This is a genomic window from Carnobacterium mobile DSM 4848 (genome assembly GCF_000744825.1).
Lineage (GTDB): Bacteria > Bacillota > Bacilli > Lactobacillales > Carnobacteriaceae > Carnobacterium_A > Carnobacterium_A mobile.
Genome location: NZ_JQMR01000001.1, coordinates 1,004,814 through 1,022,602 on the forward strand (window position 1 = coordinate 1,004,814; position 17,789 = coordinate 1,022,602).

Annotated in this window: 21 protein-coding genes; 5 read left to right on the forward strand and 16 right to left on the reverse strand. The window is 37.0% G+C overall.

Annotated features, from left to right (window positions below; all coding sequences use genetic code 11):
- Positions 1-52: 52 nt before the first annotated feature.
- The 5 genes from BR87_RS04530 to comGC are packed head-to-tail and all read right to left on the reverse strand — an operon-like array spanning position 53 to position 1,969.
- Positions 53-484 carry a hypothetical protein gene (locus BR87_RS04530; RefSeq protein WP_035029251.1) on the reverse strand — a complete coding sequence of 144 codons (432 nt, stop codon included), beginning with the start codon at positions 482-484 and terminating at the stop codon, positions 53-55.
- Positions 481-1,038: a competence type IV pilus minor pilin ComGF gene (gene comGF / locus BR87_RS04535; protein ID WP_084683561.1), complete on the reverse strand. Its 558-nt coding sequence runs from the start codon at positions 1,036-1,038 to the stop codon at positions 481-483. Before comGF ends, BR87_RS04530 begins: the two co-directional genes overlap by 4 nt.
- Positions 935-1,282: a hypothetical protein gene (locus BR87_RS13165; RefSeq protein ID WP_035029254.1), complete on the reverse strand. Its 348-nt coding sequence runs from the start codon at positions 1,280-1,282 to the stop codon at positions 935-937. The genes comGF and BR87_RS13165 overlap by 104 nt, the downstream gene beginning before the upstream one ends.
- Complete coding sequence (gene comGD / locus BR87_RS04545; protein ID WP_051929661.1) at positions 1,260-1,673, reverse strand: competence type IV pilus minor pilin ComGD; 414 nt, start codon at positions 1,671-1,673, stop codon at positions 1,260-1,262. Before comGD ends, BR87_RS13165 begins: the two co-directional genes overlap by 23 nt.
- 20 nt (positions 1,674-1,693) lie before the next feature.
- Positions 1,694-1,969 (reverse strand): competence type IV pilus major pilin ComGC, encoded by a 276-nt coding sequence (gene comGC, locus BR87_RS04550; protein ID WP_051929663.1) that lies wholly within the window; start codon positions 1,967-1,969, stop codon positions 1,694-1,696.
- Positions 1,970-2,139: 170 nt separating this feature from the next.
- On the opposite strand from comGC, the gene BR87_RS04555 reads away from it, so the two are divergent.
- The 5 genes from BR87_RS04555 to BR87_RS04575 all read left to right on the forward strand — a co-directional run bounded on the left by BR87_RS04555 (position 2,140) and on the right by BR87_RS04575 (position 4,548).
- Complete coding sequence (locus BR87_RS04555) at positions 2,140-2,379, forward strand: hypothetical protein (RefSeq protein WP_035029258.1); 240 nt, start codon at positions 2,140-2,142, stop codon at positions 2,377-2,379.
- A gap of 111 nt (positions 2,380-2,490) precedes the next feature.
- On the forward strand, positions 2,491-2,754 hold the full coding sequence (locus tag BR87_RS04560) for a hypothetical protein (protein WP_244877027.1): 264 nt from the start codon (positions 2,491-2,493) through the stop codon (positions 2,752-2,754).
- An 85-nt stretch (positions 2,755-2,839) separates the two neighbouring features.
- Positions 2,840-3,151: a single stranded DNA-binding domain-containing protein gene (locus BR87_RS04565; protein WP_035029262.1), complete on the forward strand. Its 312-nt coding sequence runs from the start codon at positions 2,840-2,842 to the stop codon at positions 3,149-3,151.
- A gap of 135 nt (positions 3,152-3,286) precedes the next feature.
- Complete coding sequence (locus tag BR87_RS04570; protein ID WP_035029264.1) at positions 3,287-3,817, forward strand: Panacea domain-containing protein; 531 nt, start codon at positions 3,287-3,289, stop codon at positions 3,815-3,817.
- Positions 3,814-4,548, forward strand: coding sequence for a hypothetical protein (locus BR87_RS04575; protein ID WP_035029267.1), 735 nt, complete (start codon positions 3,814-3,816; stop codon positions 4,546-4,548). Before BR87_RS04570 ends, BR87_RS04575 begins: the two co-directional genes overlap by 4 nt.
- A gap of 79 nt (positions 4,549-4,627) precedes the next feature.
- Here the strand turns inward: BR87_RS04575 and BR87_RS12590 are convergent, their stop codons facing one another.
- From BR87_RS12590 to BR87_RS04630, 11 genes are all read right to left on the reverse strand, one after another.
- Positions 4,628-5,899, reverse strand: a complete 1,272-nt coding sequence (locus BR87_RS12590) for a peptidoglycan recognition protein family protein (RefSeq protein ID WP_051929665.1) — start codon at positions 5,897-5,899, stop codon at positions 4,628-4,630.
- A gap of 2 nt (positions 5,900-5,901) precedes the next feature.
- On the reverse strand, positions 5,902-6,168 hold the full coding sequence (locus BR87_RS04585) for a hypothetical protein (RefSeq protein WP_035029270.1): 267 nt from the start codon (positions 6,166-6,168) through the stop codon (positions 5,902-5,904).
- Positions 6,169-6,170: 2 nt separating this feature from the next.
- Positions 6,171-6,518: a hypothetical protein gene (locus tag BR87_RS04590; RefSeq protein ID WP_035029273.1), complete on the reverse strand. Its 348-nt coding sequence runs from the start codon at positions 6,516-6,518 to the stop codon at positions 6,171-6,173.
- 22 nt (positions 6,519-6,540) lie between these two features.
- Entirely contained in the window at positions 6,541-6,900 is a 360-nt protein-coding gene (locus BR87_RS04595) for a hypothetical protein (protein ID WP_035029275.1), read from the reverse strand.
- Between the two features lie 89 nt (positions 6,901-6,989).
- Positions 6,990-7,358, reverse strand: a complete 369-nt coding sequence (locus tag BR87_RS04600) for a hypothetical protein (protein WP_035029277.1) — start codon at positions 7,356-7,358, stop codon at positions 6,990-6,992.
- Positions 7,359-7,425: 67 nt separating this feature from the next.
- Positions 7,426-7,671: a hypothetical protein gene (locus BR87_RS04605; RefSeq protein WP_035029280.1), complete on the reverse strand. Its 246-nt coding sequence runs from the start codon at positions 7,669-7,671 to the stop codon at positions 7,426-7,428.
- Position 7,672: 1 nt separating this feature from the next.
- The gene (locus BR87_RS04610) at positions 7,673-8,146 is read right to left on the reverse strand and encodes a DUF1617 family protein (RefSeq protein WP_035029284.1); all 474 of its coding nucleotides are present in this window, start codon (positions 8,144-8,146) and stop codon (positions 7,673-7,675) included.
- Positions 8,143-12,117 (reverse strand): hypothetical protein, encoded by a 3,975-nt coding sequence (locus BR87_RS12595; RefSeq protein ID WP_051929667.1) that lies wholly within the window; start codon positions 12,115-12,117, stop codon positions 8,143-8,145. Before BR87_RS12595 ends, BR87_RS04610 begins: the two co-directional genes overlap by 4 nt.
- Before the next feature lie 13 nt (positions 12,118-12,130).
- Complete coding sequence (locus BR87_RS04620; protein WP_035029287.1) at positions 12,131-12,496, reverse strand: DUF6711 family protein; 366 nt, start codon at positions 12,494-12,496, stop codon at positions 12,131-12,133.
- A 15-nt stretch (positions 12,497-12,511) separates the two neighbouring features.
- A complete protein-coding gene (locus BR87_RS13470; protein ID WP_035029289.1) occupies positions 12,512-17,407 on the reverse strand; it encodes a peptidoglycan DD-metalloendopeptidase family protein in 4,896 nt (1,631 codons plus the stop codon).
- Positions 17,408-17,761: a hypothetical protein gene (locus tag BR87_RS04630; protein ID WP_035029292.1), complete on the reverse strand. Its 354-nt coding sequence runs from the start codon at positions 17,759-17,761 to the stop codon at positions 17,408-17,410. It lies immediately after the preceding gene.
- Positions 17,762-17,789 lie beyond the last annotated feature (28 nt).

The window sequence follows — 17,789 nt, forward strand, 5'->3', positions numbered from 1 at the left end:
TCAACCCATTATACCAAATTATGAATTAAAAAGAAATAACCCTCAGATTTTCCTAAGGGCTACTTCTTTTTTGAGAGACCTGCTCATTTTCAGTGTATTCTGCAGATTCGTATTCACTTGTGTCTTGTTCCGCCGTACCTGATACTGTTGAATCAGCAGGCATATCAACCGTAATAGACAGTTGCTTTAAAAATGATTTATCTGCTGTACCAGTCAATAAATAAGAGGTTCCGCTAATCTTTTTCACGCGTACTGTTCCAGTTTTGAAAGTAAAAAAAGCTTCTTGCAGATCAGGATCAATCGTTAACTGCTCTCTTAATTCTGCTTTAGATAGTTCTAACATGGTTTGGATCACATAATAATTTTCAGTTGTCTTCATTTGCTGCATCTGATTTTTATAAATCCGAGCTGTGCTCATCGTAACGGTTGCTAATAGAAAAACAAAAATAACTACAGAAGGTAAAATAGCTCCTTTTTGATTCATTTTTGCGGCACCTCAATCGTTTGAGCAAGGTTTATTTGGGCTGCATACGTTTCTTTGTTGGAAAATGTCACTTGTAAAATCAAAATATCTTCTTTTTTTGAAAAAGAAAATTTACTGACTTGCATCAATAACGGTTGGTAACCCCCCGCATCAGTAGTTTTGATAAACACCGGTTTCTTCAGATCTTTTTGATAAATAATTATACGTTGAACTTTTCCTACTGTATTTTTTTCTTCAAATCTTACTTTACTAGCCGTTACATCACTCAGTGCCAGCCCTTTGATTTCATATTCAAATTGATTTAGAAATAGCTGCCATTCTAGTTGGCGATCTTGAAAAGTTTGAGCGCGAATCGTTTGAAATTGGCCGATTGAAAAACTGATCAAGGAAACACTCAACATTAAAACGGACATACCAATAAGCGTTTCTAATAAAACAAACCCTTTACTGTTAAGGGAGATTGATTTTAGATGAAAGCAGTTCGACTGTTCGTTGGTGTTGATTATCCCGGATGCAGATTTTCTTTTTTTGGCTGCTTTCCACAATAATTTCATATACGTTGCCTCCTGTTTGCCAAGAGGTATCTACTTCTTGACCAAGCGCAATTTTTTGTGATTGTTCATATCCAATTCGCACCATATCCACTGTCTTTTTTTCTTCTTTAATAGTAACGAGTAGATCTGTAACTACCGGCAGATAAACGCTGATACAAAGAGTGATGATCAAAAAAGCCGTTAAACTTTCTAATAAAACATATCCCTTTTGATTTAACCGTTTAATCCCAATGATAACGACCACTTCCTAACTGAAATACTAACCCATGCCGTATTCCATCAATATCAAAATACAAAGTGGAAAAACTTTGCAGATTTCCGCTGCCTCCATTAAAAATATATTGCTTGTTTGACGGTGTTGTTACATTTTCCGGTAACTGCAATTGATATGTCACTTCTTTTTCTGCTTCAGGAAACGTTCTAAAAGAAATCATGCCTTTCTTTGCCGAAACATCTATTACAGACCAATTTCCTGATAATACCGCATGATTTTGCGCCATTGTTATGCTGCTCTGCAAATCTTCAATAAATAATTGTGTTGCTGTATCTTTAATTATTTTTTGAGAAAATACTGTTGGAACACTTAACATCGTAGCTGTGATCAATAAGACTAAAAGCATTTCAATGAATACCATTCCTTGGCAATTTAACCTCTTCATGGACTAGTAGACTTAGCGCTGACTTTTCCGTTGCTTATTTCAAGTTTTTCATTTGCCTGCTTTAATTGGGCATCGCTTAGATAATCAGCAGCTTTCAATACTTCAAAATTAGGTGCTTTTTCATTTTGTTCCATCTCATATAATTCGACTTGAGTTTGTACAACGGTCACAAGTGCTTTCGTACCTTGGTTATCGACTTTTTGTTTTTGCTGTACTACATTTGGTATGATCAATAACATCAAAATTGAAATCACAAAAAGCACTAAAACCATCTCAATAATAGATATTCAATATATTTAATTGTGCAAAAAAAGAACCTACCTATATAATAGGCGGGTTCTTTTTCATTGTGAGTAGGATGACAATTTATTTTAACGTTTTTAAAGTTAATTGATATTATCTGCATATATTATAAGTACCACATAAAAAAGGAGAATAATTTATGGAAAAGAATTTGAAAGAACTGCATCCCGATTCATCAATGTTCCTGTTTGAAGATAATGGTTTAAGAATTGAAGCTTTTGGTTCAATTGATGGTCCTTATGTAAAAGTTAGCTATGAGGAACATCTATCCACCTATTCTTGCTACAATGTTATGAAGGCAATTGTGCTTGCGAAAACATTGGTCAATGAATACAAAAATAAGATAAAATCTATTGAAGATCTTTTTGATGCACTTTAAATATAATGAATCATCCTTTTACCCTTACAGATTATTTGTGAGGGTATTTTAATATTCTGTTCGCTTTACAAATCGAACACTCGTTCGTATAATAAATGTGAGGTGAAGGATATGAAGAAAAAGATGACTATACAAGAATTCAATCAGGACTACATGCTAATAAACGAGCAGCAAATGCTATTTGAAGACTATCCAGAAAAAGCACAATTCGATTACATACGAAAGCACTGTTACCATGAAGAAAATATAAAGTTCACTATCAACTATATGGGAATGCTTTCTGATATCCGTATGGGAGAACCAGGAAGTCACAGAATGGATGGAGTTCCTTTTGGGTACAATGCTTTTAGATTCATTATTGAAGCGGAGGTATGATTATGGATGACGTTTGGGGTTTGGGAGAAAGTAGTTTAGTCAATATAGAAAATGAAATAGAGAGCCTATTGAAGGAGGAACAATCATGAATTTTGCTATTTTGACAGGTAAAGTTATTTCGGAAGTTAAAGTGATCAATACGGAAAATGGCACTCCCCTATGCCGTTTCACGTTAGAAGTAGATGATCGCAAATTTAATTGTATAGTCGCTGGAATGAAGGCTTACAAATTTATGTATGACGTCGAAGAGGATGCAGTCATTACTATCGAAGGAACTATCAATGATCGGATGCAGTTAGTTGTTCAGAAGTATGTGATTGAGTCTAGACCTAGCTATTTCGGGCAGATATTTGATTATAAAGGAAGAAAGATGCCACATAAGAAGGTTATGTTTTAGATAACTTGGTTTTATTTTTTTGGCGTTAAAGCAAATTCCCTTTACATAGGTTTTTTCTACCTATATACTAAGGTTAATAATAGATTATTTATAAAGCAAACTAAAAACTAATAGCAATAAAAGGAGTTGACTGTGATGACAAAAGATAACAACTACTTTTTTAAAAGCGTAGATGATCTTGTCACTCATTTAAAAACATTAAATCCGGATATCGGGCCACTTAGATTACAAAAAACGTTGTATTTCCTCTATGCTTTTTATGGCGCAACATACGGTTCAATCAAGGCCGGCGATGGCATCTCAGAAATCAGTAGCAATACAAATTATCCAACTAGACTTTTTGAGGGTAATTTCGAAGCTTGGCAATACGGTCCGGTTTTTAGAGAGGTCTATTTTAAAAACAAAGCAGGCAATTATGATGGTGTTGCAGATAAAACAGAAACTGATTATAAAACTACTAAACAACAAGATGTAATTAAATTTGTTGATGGACTGGTGGAAGATTTGGACGAAATGAGTGATTTTGCGCTGGTAGATAGAACTCATCAAGACGAAGCGTGGAAAAATAAATTCGATCAGGCTGATCCTCGTAAAAGCAGCGATATAGATAATGACGAACTTGTAGCAGAATACGTCAAAAAAATTGCTGAGACAAGTTCTATATGAACTCATTGTTTAAGCAAGTTTTAAATAATGATGCACATAAAGAGTCTGCTTCCATCCATAAAAAAGTATTGACGGAGAGTGCTTCTGCAAATAAAGAAGTGCTCTCTTCTTCCAGTAGCAAAAAAGTTTTAGATACTAAACCTAATTATTCAGCAGCTATTCAACAACCTGAACCTACTATAAAATGTAGATTATTCAAGGATAAGGTTTTTGATTCAATTGACATACCTAATGAAGAGTTTATAAATTTTCTTCCAGAAAAGCTTTTAATAGATGATGACACTATAACCCAATTAAATATTATTGCTGAGGATGAAAGTTGCCTTCACAAAAATTATGATCGTCGAGAAGCTCCGCCAGTTGGTTATTATGGATTACATAAGAATCATATATTAAATATTATCAGAGCGTATGAAAATAAATTCAACTGTAGTAGCAAAGAATTAGAAAATGCATTATTAGAAGGTAGGATAAGAAAATCTACTCTACCTAGCGGTACATCTAAAGGCAAAACAAGAGTCATTTCTTTGTATGAAAAAGATATTGAAGAAAACCAATCATATTTTAATCTGCTTTTTATTGACCTTTATCATCTTTTTGTTCCTAGCGGACACGCCGGGCTTGATTCCGTGACGTCTTTAAAACGAACGTATAATGACTATAAACGTAACCCCACTCATATCCACGAGATTTTAAAAAAAGAAAAGTTTACTTGGCATAATGAGTCGTAATATGTATAAAAGACCTCCAACCATAATCGGCTAGAGGTCTTTTTCTAAACTGGTCGATTTCGACCATGTTAGATTTATATTATCTAAACAACGCTGCAAAAGTAGCTTTACCTACAATACCATCAACTTTCAACCCGTTTTTACGTTGGAATTCTTTAACAGCTTTTTCAAGTCCTTCTAAGAATATTCCATCGAATCCACCGACTTTGTAGCCTTTGCAGATTAATGTTGCTTGAATTAAGCGACTGATATCTCCGCGAGCACCTGGACGTACCGTGATGCAAGCATTTTCTGTCTTAGGTCCCCATGCGCCATCTTCATTTAATCCGGCTTTAAACTGTTTGTTTAATTCCATTTGAAGAGCTTTGATTAAAGCTTTTTTAGTTGCTTGACCCATTTTATTATCTACTTCTAACTTGCCGTAGAACCATCTATTTAAGAACATTTGCACACCCGCAACTGATTCTGACTGAGTTGTTGTTCCTGTAATAGCAGGTTTGGTTGTAGGGGTAGCTTTATCAGTATTGCCTCCGCCTGCTGTTTTAAACCCTTCTACGTCTTGTTCTAATAGCCAACCAGTGGCAACCTTTCCTTTACCGATCAAATAGGCTTTTTTAGAGCGAGATTTGCTAACTGGTTTAGAAGCTAATACATCATAGCGTTGTCCAATGACGAACGCCGGGATATTTGAACCTGTCTCCCATTGTTTAGCTTGTTTTCCCACCACTAATGTTTTTCCATCAGGTTGTGGTGTAACTGTGTTTGGTACAGTTGGTGCTGGTGCCGAAACACCTTCTTTTTTCAACATTTCTTCAACTGTTTTACCTAATGACATATAGTGTGCGATTTTGCTAATGAAATAATCTTTAACAGAATTAACAGACTTACCGTGTAGATCCCACGAGCGGTGTGGACATGTTGTAGAAGAGAATTGTTTATGCAACATAACCGTATTCCGATTAGGTTTCAATCCATAAAAATGGAAGTCTTCAGCTACTTGCCGTAAAACCATGTCTTCATTTAAAAGGAAATCTTTGTCTGAAATGATTCCGTAGTAACTTTGAACAACTTCATACCCTAAGAACCATGTGTTGCCTTCTGGATTTGCTGTATGCCATTCTTTGTTATTTGTGTTGTCTACGCGTAGCATAGTTGTACGGTCTCCGTAATATCCAGCAAACCCTAAAGGTAGTTGTCCGCGGTTTTTGCGAGAAATAAGCCAAGGTAAGTATGCTTCTGCCGACATAGCGCCTGCATCGTTGTGAATTACTCCTCCTTTTGGCTTACCAGGTCTTTTACCAGCAATACCATTAATAACATCGTCACGATTAATTTTAATAACTTCGCCCATCTTTACATTCCCCCTTTAGATTCTTTATAAGTGTTGAATGCCCCAACGCTTGCCCAACCTGTTAAGAAGCCGGTCAGCAATGATTGAGCGAGTGGCAAGGCAAAGACCAAAGCAATAGCTCCGAATAGCACTACGCCTGTAAGTAAGGCAAATACAATAACCCAAATACCGGATAACTTGCTGTTTTGTTTCACTACTTCTGTAATTCCGGAAACAACCATGCTGCCTCCGATTGCTGATAAAATTAATGTGGTTAAAATTTCTTCCATGTTTAAATCTTCCTCTCTTTTTCTAATTCTCCGACACGTTTCTCAAGGTTTTCTACTTTTTCTTTTAAAGCTCCGTTTTCTTCAACCAATTGTTCTTTTTCAGCTTTTTCTCTCTTTAGCTGCCATTCCAAAGATTTGTTTTCATTCATCAACGTTTGATTCCGTTCTTCCGATTGACGATAAAGCCGGTACAATTCATCTATTTTGTTATCTTGTTCTTTTAATTCTTTGTTGATGTCTGCGCGTTCTTCTTGAAGCAATTTAATAAAATTTTGTTCGTTAACTTTTGTATTGTTTTTACCCGCAATAATATTTCCAAGAAATCCACCACCAATTAAAGTAGTGATCAACCCTAATATCTCGCGCCAGTATTCAATCAGAATAATCACCTCGATAAAGTTGGATGTAACACAACCCAGCCATACCGATAGAAATGACGTAACTTGTGTTCGTTGTGGGACTGTTTAAATAAAACCAAGTGACCAATAGCCACATTAGCGCGATCCCAATTAATGATATTTTTTTTACGTACTGCCATCTTGAAAGAAGCGAAACAACTTTCGTAATTGATAAAACGATCATGCACAATCCGACGTAAATATCAAAGCTGTCTTCAAATAACTTCAAACGCTCAATCACGTTTTCGGCATTGTAAATCAGCAAAAAACCGAACCATGCTGTTACGAAACAAATCCAATAAGTCACGGCATAGTATTTTATTGCGTTTTTCATTCGACACCGCCTTTCGATAAAATAAAAAGAGCAACCCGGTTAGGAAGCTCTTTGGTAATATAAAAAGGCTGCCCGAATGGACAACCTTTTTATTGATATTTAAAAAATAATTTTAATGCTCCTACAACAACTCCTATAACAAATCCCTCAAGGCCTCTATCGAAAAGTTGTTTTCCAATATATATATTTATATTCTCTGACGAATCATTCTTTTTTTCATTTATTCCAAGTGTTAGCAATCCCGCCCCCATACAACCAATTAAGATTCCCTCTATTGAAAGTATAAGATTTATATCTCTAGAACCAAGAAAGAAAAGAATTGCTCCTACTGCTAATAATAATCCACCTATCTCTTTTTTATTGCAATGATTAGAGTAGTAAATACTACTTTCTTTTCTTAACTTATCCATTATTTTATTACTTTTTTTATACTTTTTAAAGTCTTTACTATCTTTCAACTTTTATCACTCCTATTGTATATATACAAACAATATCGGAGGATATACGAAAAACTTTAATTAGATTTTATTCTACGACTTCTTCAGTACGCACCATTTCATCTTCAACTTCATATACATCATTTTGAAATTCAGTGACGTCTCGTCTCGCTTCAGTTTTATTAGTATTATATAGTTCAGCGTTTTGTACATATTGACTAACTTGTCCAACTCCTGTATTGCTTGGAACTGTAGCTGATAAATTCATGACTGGTTGATCTCCGACAAAAGCTGTAGCATTTAATGTGATTGATTTTTGCTTATTTCTTAACATATTATTTTTCCTCCTCTTTTTTATCTTCATTTACTTCAAAAGCCTCTTCCAAAATCTCCATCAGCGTTTCGAAATCCTCATCACGTAATCCTTCTTTTCCGGTAAATTCGTCTTTTTCTAAAGCATCAAAAAAGGATTTTATTTTGGATTCATGTTCTACCAAATCAATTCCTATTTCTTCTTCATTCAATTCTTTAATCTGATCGTTTGCTTTCTTTTTAAGATGTGGGTCTTTTTCGCATTCGTCCAACCAAACAAAAGAATCGCCGTTGACTTCAAAGGTTCCATCTTCTTTTTTCTTGAAGAAGTCAGAACGAATCTCTTCTAAGTCTTCCGAATATTCCGTGTTCTTTTGACTCAATTGTTTTTGAAGTTGTCCCTTTCCGCGACGTGGCTTTCTGCCTTCAACGACGATATTTTCTAAAGCTTGATAAACGGGAATGACTTCTTTATTTTTTAATTTGATTGTTTTCATGCTGCACTCTCCAGTTTCTCTATTTTTTGTTTGAGTAATTTATTTTCTTTTTCTAAGACGGCTAGTCTCTTGTCGTGTTCATTTAAAAATCGATCATGTGAGTAAGTGATTTGGGTTAACTCCTGAACAGACCTTCCTGTCAAGCTAATCAATGAATACAAATCAACTGTTGTCTGGTCTTTAGAAAGAAGTTGCAAAGGTGCTTCATCAGTTATTAGCCCGATTTCTGATTCCCCATTTTTGATGTACTTATGGAATTTAATTGAACTTAAAAGGCTTAGTGCATTATCAAAATCGTTGATGTCGCTCTTGAATCGTCTTTCTGAAGAAACTTTGAAGTTGGAAGCCTCAACAGCATGGTATTGCTTCAAAGCTCTATCGGCTACTCTTATATTCCCATTTCGTGAAGGTTCGATATAAATGTGTGTGTCGTTTGTATTGGTCGTTCTAATCCAGTTCTCAATAATCTCCATGTCATTTACAGTTCCAGAAGTTTCGAAACTCCTTGCCTTTATTGGTCGCCATTCGCCTGTTCCGTAATACCTTTGCACCCGGAATGAATCATTAACATATGCCGTTAAATAAATTGAGTCACTTTCCAAGCGTTGTAAGGTCAGCCCAGCATTAGAGATAAATTGAAGATACGCTTTATCACCTTGTAAGTGTAATGAGGTGTTTCGAGTATACCCGGTGTTCTCTGTTCCATGAGTAATAATGATACCTTCATCATGATAGTTAATGTATCGGGATCCCATTCCACCTCTAACGAATCTAATTTGACCTTGGGTTAGTACTAGATTACCGCCAGCTGATACAGGATTATAGAAGGTTTGCATTCCAGTATTTAGGTTTAAATCTAAATTAGCACCTCTTAAAGTTCCAGAAGTTATGCTGCCTGCATTTAAACCAATCACGTTCATAGTAGCTGCATTAAATATTCCGCCATTGATTTTATCAGCGCTGATTTCCACAGCTTTTACTGAATTGATAAATGCTGTTTTTGCCGTAAACCGCTGTACGTTTGCATCATTGATAAATATTTTATCAATCAAGGCCGTATCAGATTTGAGCATTGTTGAAGTAATGACATCGGACGTTAACATTTTCGTTCTTACAGTCGCTATGTCTGCAATAACTGCATCTACCGAATGAACTTTCATTTTATTGATAAAAGCTGCATCCATATAAGTGTCGCCACTTAGCGTAATCTTGTTTGAAGCAATTAGAATTGATTCAGGACTTATGTTGATTTGGCTAATTAGTCTATTAGCATCTGCTACCTTTTCCCAAACTCCCCAGCTCGAGGAACCTCGCCGTTGGTAAACTCCTGATGCAGTGCTAAACGTTTGAGTAATTGCACCACCAGAACTATCAGACCACGGCACCTTAGTGGTTAACAGACCATAAGCATTATTGGAAGCGGGCAACGCCCCTATCACATTACCGGACTTAAATTCTTCTACTGTTTGCTTTTTATAGTTAGTAAAATACCAACTTGGTAGCTGGTTATCATTGCGGGTATCTTTAACAGTTTTATCTACCAATATAGCCTCTGTCACTTGCGAAGAAGTGACTCTTAAATTGATTTGTTCTCCTAGATTACTAATTTGACCAGTGTGTCCATTGACCAACGCAGTGGTTTGTGTCCACTGATTAGCTAGTTGAGTCACTTCTGTTTTGTCAGCTTTATTCCCTACAGTAGTCTGCAAACCTCTTACAGTAGCGTCTATTGTGGTAAACTGTTCTAGTGTTGCCATATCTTCTGGTGCAGGTGTCCAACCAGTGTCTTTTTCGCCTTCAACTACTTTTATTTCAAAATAAAATTCTCGGTTCCCAGAAACTAAATTTTCATCAGCACTATAAAACAAAATTGTGTCAATAACTTGGCTTGTGTTTGTAAAAACATTAGTCACACTACCACCTATAGGCACTGTGAAAACAGTTCCAACTGCATTTCCGATACTAGTAGATGTCCCGCCCCTATCGTCTCTTGTAGAAACTAACACAGAATCGTGACTAACTACTTCCGTAACATACTCTCTGTAACCAATAGAAATAGTGTATTTTTGGTTCGGAAAAATAGGTTTACTCAATCTTTTTGTTACATACCTAGTTGTAGGCGATATTTCTATTTTTTTGGATTCTAGTAGTAAGTTCCGCCCACCAATCTCCAAATTACTCAGATCAGAACTAACTTGAGTCAGTGCTAAATTCCATTGTGTAGAAGTAGCTGTCAACTGCGCCTGATTCACATAGCCCTTAGCAGAAACCAAACTATCAACTTGAGTAGAAGTCATACGCAAATCGATTTCTCTAGCATTAGTAGCGATAGATAATTCATGTTGGTTAACTTGTTTCGTAACGGCATCAACTGTTGTTTTCTCCGCTTTAAAACTAACTGTTTTAGTCAACTCGTCCACATTAAAAGATAACGTATTAAGATTATCTGTGGCCGTCTGCGCTTTTGTTAAAGCATCGATAGCGTTCTGTTTCGTTGTGTTTAAATCAATTTGCATGAAACCAACATCAGCAATGGATTGATTAGCCCTGGCTACCGCATCGTTTGCTTTTATAACCGTATCAGCCACATCAGCTCTAACTATTTCTAGCTGACCGTTGAATTCGTTCGCTTTTTGTTCGGTGTAGGCTTTTGCGTCGGCAACTGATTGATCGAGTTTTTGTTCGGTTTCTATGCGGTCGGCGTCGGCTTGATTAATCACATCTTCGACTTCTTTAGCCACTTTATCTATATCGGCAGTGGATATCTGAGGTTCCCAAAATAAAGAGCCGTCTGCACGTTTTTTATAGATTAAGATTTCCTTATCTGGACCAACTACTTTAAACCACAAGTCGCCTTCTTTTGGATTGGCCGGTTCGTCAATACCTTCATAAACAACGTTCCCACCAGCTGCATCAATTCGTGCGTGAATCCATTCAATCTTTTGCTGTAAAGGACTTTTATACTGGTAAGTGGCATCTGATTGAGTGACTGTCTCAGCACTACTTTTAGCAGACAAACCACCATTAAAAGATAGAGAGTAACTAAGGTTAGGCGTTTTGAACTTATTCCCTTGTAAATCTTCAACTTCTATCCAATCACCAGTTTCTAATACTGGATTTCCTTGCCAATTTAAAGAGAAGGGATAATAATTTATCGTTTGAATCTTTTGATAAATTTTATCTAACAAAGTTTTAGTCATTACCCTGTTTTCTAAAATCACTTGATTCCCTGCTGTATTTCCACTTTGGATAACTGTGTCGCTATCATCCGTTGTACAACTAATTCCACCTAAACGAAAAAATACCTCGTTTTTTACGAGACCTTTTGAAAAATAATTATCAGGTGGTATAGCAAAGTTTGGATCAGATAGTGTTCTAATTTCTAATTTTCCGTAACGGTTAAAAGTAGCGAATCCTGCTTCAAACTGAGCGATTAAACCGATTGCTTCCCGATACGTATACCCTTCTGGTTTGGCTATTATATCTGCATTTAAACGATCAAACGTATCAGCTACTTGAACACCAGCTTTATTGGCTATTTCTAGCGCAACTTCTCGAATAGCTGCTGGATAACTTAAAGACGACACATAAGCGCCGCCCAACATGACCATTCTATCCATACATTCGATTGTTGTTTTGTTATTGTTGCGGTCCATTTCAATTGCATCATTGATAACGAAAACACCCATAGGCACGTATTCAATCTTTCCGTTAGCTAATTTAATACCAATTTCATAGGTTACTTCATCCAATTCTTTTAAGCCTTCTACTAATTCACTAAACGTGATTTTAATAGAATTTGAATACGTTGATCCAATCGCAAAAACTTCACCTGATAAACTTCCAGCATCATAATCAACAGAAATAACATTGTTGTTATCAAACGTTCGATTCCCAATTTTTATTCGTACATAAATGGTTCTTTCGTCTTTCATAAATGCATTCTTTAATTCATTACTTACTGTTAACACATAACATCACCTCCTACTGTTCAATAAAGTTCATGGATAAACCTTCCCATTTCATTGACTTATATTTATCACTCCAAGAATATGAAGGAGCTGTTCGATCTCCTACATAAAACGTTCCTGTTCTTTGGCCACCTGTCATTGCATCTGGATAGCTAACAGAAAAGAAAGGGGCATTGACTGCTTGTAGGATAGAAGATATTTCTCCATCGCTAAGTGATCCCCACTCTAATTCTATTTTGCGGATGCCTGTCCGGATAATATCTCTTGTCATTTTCCCTCTAGCATTACGCGTAGATTCTCCATCTAGGTCCATCACACCAAAATTAAAAGATTTAGGAGCCTTGATTTGCACTCCATTTATCGCTAAACTTCCAGCCATATCTAAGACTCCTTTCTACATAATAATTTGTGGTTTACCTGTTTTCTTCGTTTGTTTATTGATACTCTTTATAGCGATTTTTCCAAATGTATCAGAATCAACTACCATCGTTACTTCAATCGGTCCGCTATCTGAAGATTCTTGTTTTTCTCCTAAAATGACCGTTATAGCTTTCTTGAATGCTGAACTCATTGAATCAGCCATGCTTTCAATATTTTCAGTAGAACCAGAACTGTCGAATGAACTGTCACCTAAAGCAAACGATTCATAAGAAGGCTGTAAAGCTGTTGGCATAGTCAAGTCACCAAAATCCATTCCCATGTAGTCTAACGATTGAGCGATTAATTCAAGCGCACGACTAGGTTTAGTTAGTGGGATGATCATTTCATCATTGTTACCTTCGCCAACTCGAATCATTTGTTCTTGCCTGATTAAGCCGCCATTGTCATAGCCGTGACCATGACCAATAACACCTAACATGCTTGTGGAGCCATAGCGATTCTTAGCGTAATTGATAGCTGCTAAAGCGTTATCGTAACCATTGAATATATTTCCATGACCACTGTGTTTGTAGGCATTAAACGTAGCAGAAATGGTTTGTAATAACCCTTTTGCCAAGTCGCCGGTTCTGTTGTTAATATCTCCAATGTTTCCTTGGACAGCTTTTTCGTTTCCGCCGGATTCAGACTGAACTTGTCTCAACCACGCGTTAGTGTATACAGCATTCGCTGGCAATCCGTTCATAGACAATGCTCTTTGAATCGTTGAGCGCCATCTTTCAACGCCTCTACCTGCAGGTGCAGCAAGTCCAACTCCTGGTACCGTTTCTGGATTAATTGGACTTCCGTTTTTACGAACTTCATAGTGGACGTGTGGCCCTGTACTATCTCCCGTGCTTCCCATTAAGCCAATCTTTTGACCGGCTTTAACGTTATCACCACGAGAGACTAAGGCCTTAGACAAGTGAGCGTAGATGTAATCATAGACACCTTTTTGCATATTGACCCATGTTCCGTAACCACTACCTGATGGACCAGCTTGTTTAACCTTACCAGCTGTTTGTGCATGAATAGGATGGCCAATACCGCCGCCACCGCCATAATCGACACCAGCATGAAGTTTACGTTGTCCTGTAATTGGATGTGTTCTCCAACCAAAATCAGATGTCTTTACTAGACCTTGGAAGTTGACTCCGCCACCTCCACCAAAAGCAAAGGCATCTTTTACCATTTGGATTGCTCCAGATGAAGCAGTAGAAATAGCCCCTTTAGCAATCGATAGTCCAGGATCTTTAACCTTGCTTAAGTTGGTAAATTTACTAATGGCGTTTTTAACTAATTCTTCTGGTTTTTTGACATAATCCCAAACATCTCCAGCTAGTTCTTTTGCACCATTCCATTTTTCTGATAACCAATTACCTACTCCATTTTTATATTGAGGTATGATTTGTTCTTTAGCAGTTCGTGCAGCAGTTAAAACTTTTGTGTTAGCTGGCAAATCAACCATCATATTGCGGACTTTAGGGAACAAACCTTTAGTTCCGTCTGGTAGTTCGTAAGCCTCTTGGTAAGTTGAACCAGGAGCATCATTGACTAAAGCGGGTCCTCCCGGATGTCGGTTTGTACCCTTAGCGTATTCCGGCACTTTCCACTCTGCTAGTTTTTTGTCTGAACCAACTTTGTCTAGTACCCAATTGACCCCTTTAATTGTTCCGTTCACACCTTTTCCGAGGGCATTAACTAAACCTTGTGACATTTCCTTAGCTGCTTTTTTTACGCCGTCAATTCCGTCACGCAAGCCTTTGGAAATACGACCACCAAGATCTGAAGCCCAGCTTACAACTTGGTCAAACCCTTTTTTAGAACTATCTTTGATGTTAGTCATATATTCACCCGTTCTATCTTTCATGACAGACCAGGCTATAATGGCATTATCTCTTGCATTTTGTGAGTTTTTAGACACCGAATCTTTCAAATCAGTAAATTTGGTTTTTGCAGCACCGCTAACTTCGCCAAATCTTGTAGAAGTGTTTTCAGACAATTCTTTCCACTTTCCAGATGCTGCATCATAAGCTGATTTTGCTTTTGTCGTGACTTTAGAACTGACTTCTTCCCAGGTATCCTTCGTCTTGGACCACACTTTTCCAAACCAGCTTACAGTAGCACCTGATACTTCTGTCCAGTTTTTGACTACTGATTTTTTAGCTGCTTCTGTATTTTCAGATATCGTTTTACTTAAATTAGGGAATATTTTAGAAACTAATTTTCCTATGTTGCCAAAAACGCTTGAACTGTTAACTTCTAGCTCGTCAAAATTAAATTTAGCATCATCTTTCGACTTTTTAGATCCACCAGTTATAAACTCGACGACACTTCCCCAAACTTTACCGCCTTTTTCTTTTAGATCTTTAAACTTTTCAAGTGTCTTGTCAGATAATTCAGCAAAAGCTTTTTTAGGATTTTCAACCGCATCTGCTAAGAACTTAAATCCGTCTCTTATACTTTCTAATTCAGCTACTAATTTTTTACCAACCCATTTACCCATAGGTTTTAATAAATTTTCCCAAAGCCAACTTAAGACAGGCTTGGCTCTTTCAATAACATTTCCTAAGAATCTGAACGCTTCAGAAATTGCATCAATAGCAACTGGTAATGCATTCTCTATGGCCCATTTAGCTATTGGAAGTAAAATATTTCGGTATAACCAACTTAAACCAGCACCGATATTGTCAACTACAGGACGGATATTTTTAAACAAACCAGCAATAGAAGATAGTAAAGGCGTAAAGTCTAACTTTTTGGCCCATTTCTCTGTTGCATCTGTCACATCATTGATATGCCCTAATATATCGCCTACAGTTCCTAAAATGCTGTCAAATATACTAGTGCCATTATCTCCTTCTCTCCACGCTTTTTTTAGACCATCAGCAATGTTACCAATAGTTTTAAAAATGTTAGTGAAGATTTCTAAAAGATGTCCTGCGATTCGTTCACCGTTGCCATTATTCCAAGCTTTTCTAAATGAAACGGCTATTTCATGTAGCAATTCAAGCACACCGTTCCAAGCATTGAAAATCGATTGGATAAGCTTCGTTCCTCGGTTATTATTATTCCAGGCATCTTTAAACGCTTTTGCAATATCCCCGATAATATTTAGAACATCCGCTAACAAAATCAATAAGTTTCCGACAAATCGTTCTCCTGTTCCATTTGTCCAAACTTCCATGAAGCTCTTGCCTATGGAAGAAATCAATCCACCTACTTCGCTAAGTGCATATTTCCAGGCATCCATGACCTTTTTTCCATGTTTATCCCAAGCTGCTTTGATCGGTGCGAATAAATCTTTTAGGACAGATTTAAATCGATCAGCAAAAGTATTTAGCCATGCGGGAATACCTGGATCGGCAATCCCAAAATCAATCCCGTTAGCAGGACCTTTACCTGTTAAGCTGTCATCATCGGAATCTGTTTTAAAATCAAGAGTGTTAATCTCATCAAATCCAGCTAAGACGTTTTGGAACTTTTTGACTTTCTCTTTCGCTTTATCCGCATTCGCTCCCGTGTCACCCATAGCAGCTATATTTTCGTTTAAAGCACTAGCGCCCTTTTTAGCTGCGCTGTATGTGGTTCCGAATAAAGTAGCAATGAATGACGCCATATAGGCTGTTGCTTTAGATAACCATGAAATCAAAGCATTTAAAGCCGGCATCACTGCTGTATAGATTGGATAAAAAGCCGTGGCCAAATTTACTTTCACTTCATTTAGTGATTTAGAGAATTGTTCATTTGATAGAACAGCTTTACCCATATAAGAAGCCATTCCAGCAAAGGATTTATAAGCTAACCCGGCAATGAGCAATCTTCTTACAAATGAACGAAGTGTCTTGTTAACAGAGTTGAATGGCTTATTCATAGATGGACCGCTTTTTGACATATTCCTGCTTGTTCGATTGAACAGGTTAGAGAACATCCCTAACTTGTTTCTGCTTTTACCAATTGAATCTCCTACTTTGTCTACGTTTTTACTTGTAGCTTGGTAGTCCTCAGTAGAACCTAAAGTAGTATTTAATTTACTAATAACCGGACTAAGAGCCCTAGCCCTGTCCTGGGTCTTGGCATAAGCTTGTTGTAGATTGTCATTTTCTGCAATCAACTTATTCATGGCTGCCGTTTGCTTATCAATTAAAGCTGCTGTTTTAGCTGAAGACTTGGTTTCACCACTATCTTCAAACCCTTTACCAAAGCTACCTACAGGTTTTAGTTGATCGTTATAAGTAACTTGTAGATTCCTTATTTTCGAACGCATGCTCTCGATTTGAGCTTCATTCTTGTCCATTGCAGTAGAAATGCCTTCTAATGATTTAGGCAACGAAATAAATTCCCGCCTCATGGTACGCGCTAGATTTTCAGCAGACGTTTGATACCTAGTCATAGCTGCTTGAGCGTTTGCTATTTGTTCATCAAATTTCACTACACCACTTGTATCGCCAACGTTAGTAGCTGCTTGACGTTGCGTTTTAAGAAAGGCTAGCTTCTCTTGTTGCGACTTAGCTTGCATCATTTTTGCATTAATATCTTTAACGAGGGCATCTACATCTTTGTTCACTTGTGTACGTCCTTTAGCAAAGCCTTTTGACATGCTTTTACCAACATTAGCAGAAGTTCTTTCGGTTACTTTTTCCATAACAGCCATTTGTTTTTCCATTATGTTATTCATCTTTTCTAGCTGCTTCTCAATGTTCGTTGCACCTTTATCAATGTCCAGGTTCTTTTCTGTCTGGTCCATTGATTTACCAGTTACACGTTCAATTTTTCCCATCATATTATTAATTGAAGGTAAAATTTTATCAATACCAGCTTGAACCTTCTCCGTATTCATCTCTAGCACGACTTGTAGTGTCTCTAAATCCACTTACTCACCTCCCATTCGTTTTCTTCTATCTCTTGTTGCTTTAATCTGCATAGCTTGCTGCATCATTAATGCTTTATCAGATTGCCAATCTTCTAAATCTGGTTCAGGTTGTTCGATCTTTCTTACTTTTTCATCAACTAGATACGGATAATGTTTTTCTGCAGTCGGCATCTTGCTCGGATCGTTGAATGCATACATATTCAATTGAGCTGATTTGTAGTCAAACATGGCTTTCTCTTTCAGTTCTGTCTCACGCTTACGCTTATTTGACTCAACTTGTGCCATAATCTCTCCAAAAGTCATCATCCAATATTCAGTAGCCGGGATTCCATAATCAATTGCTGCAGGTTCCATATCATTTAAAAGGTCTGTGACTCGTTCA

Excerpts from the sequence above, each read along its gene's own strand:
- BR87_RS04555 (WP_035029258.1), top strand. The coding sequence starts at position 2,140 with ATGGAAAAGAATTTGAAAGAACTGCATCCCGATTCATCAATGTTCCTG.
- BR87_RS04610 (WP_035029284.1), bottom strand. The coding sequence starts at position 8,146 with ATGAAAACAATCAAATTAAAAAATAAAGAAGTCATTCCCGTTTATCAA.
- BR87_RS04570 (WP_035029264.1), top strand. The coding sequence starts at position 3,287 with ATGACAAAAGATAACAACTACTTTTTTAAAAGCGTAGATGATCTTGTC.
- BR87_RS04620 (WP_035029287.1), bottom strand. The coding sequence starts at position 12,496 with ATGGCTGGAAGTTTAGCGATAAATGGAGTGCAAATCAAGGCTCCTAAA.
- BR87_RS04605 (WP_035029280.1), bottom strand. The coding sequence starts at position 7,671 with ATGTTAAGAAATAAGCAAAAATCAATCACATTAAATGCTACAGCTTTT.
- BR87_RS04595 (WP_035029275.1), bottom strand. The coding sequence starts at position 6,900 with ATGAAAAACGCAATAAAATACTATGCCGTGACTTATTGGATTTGTTTC.
- comGF (WP_084683561.1), bottom strand. The coding sequence starts at position 1,038 with ATGAAATTATTGTGGAAAGCAGCCAAAAAAAGAAAATCTGCATCCGGG.
- BR87_RS04565 (WP_035029262.1), top strand. The coding sequence starts at position 2,840 with ATGAATTTTGCTATTTTGACAGGTAAAGTTATTTCGGAAGTTAAAGTG.
- BR87_RS12590 (WP_051929665.1), bottom strand. The coding sequence starts at position 5,899 with ATGGGCGAAGTTATTAAAATTAATCGTGACGATGTTATTAATGGTATT.
- comGD (WP_051929661.1), bottom strand. The coding sequence starts at position 1,673 with ATGGTATTCATTGAAATGCTTTTAGTCTTATTGATCACAGCTACGATG.
- comGC (WP_051929663.1), bottom strand. The coding sequence starts at position 1,969 with ATGGTTTTAGTGCTTTTTGTGATTTCAATTTTGATGTTATTGATCATA.
- BR87_RS04630 (WP_035029292.1), bottom strand. The coding sequence starts at position 17,761 with ATGGAACCTGCAGCAATTGATTATGGAATCCCGGCTACTGAATATTGG.
- BR87_RS04560 (WP_244877027.1), top strand. The coding sequence starts at position 2,491 with ATGAAGAAAAAGATGACTATACAAGAATTCAATCAGGACTACATGCTA.
- BR87_RS04530 (WP_035029251.1), bottom strand. The coding sequence starts at position 484 with ATGAATCAAAAAGGAGCTATTTTACCTTCTGTAGTTATTTTTGTTTTT.
- BR87_RS04585 (WP_035029270.1), bottom strand. The coding sequence starts at position 6,168 with ATGGAAGAAATTTTAACCACATTAATTTTATCAGCAATCGGAGGCAGC.
- BR87_RS04575 (WP_035029267.1), top strand. The coding sequence starts at position 3,814 with ATGAACTCATTGTTTAAGCAAGTTTTAAATAATGATGCACATAAAGAG.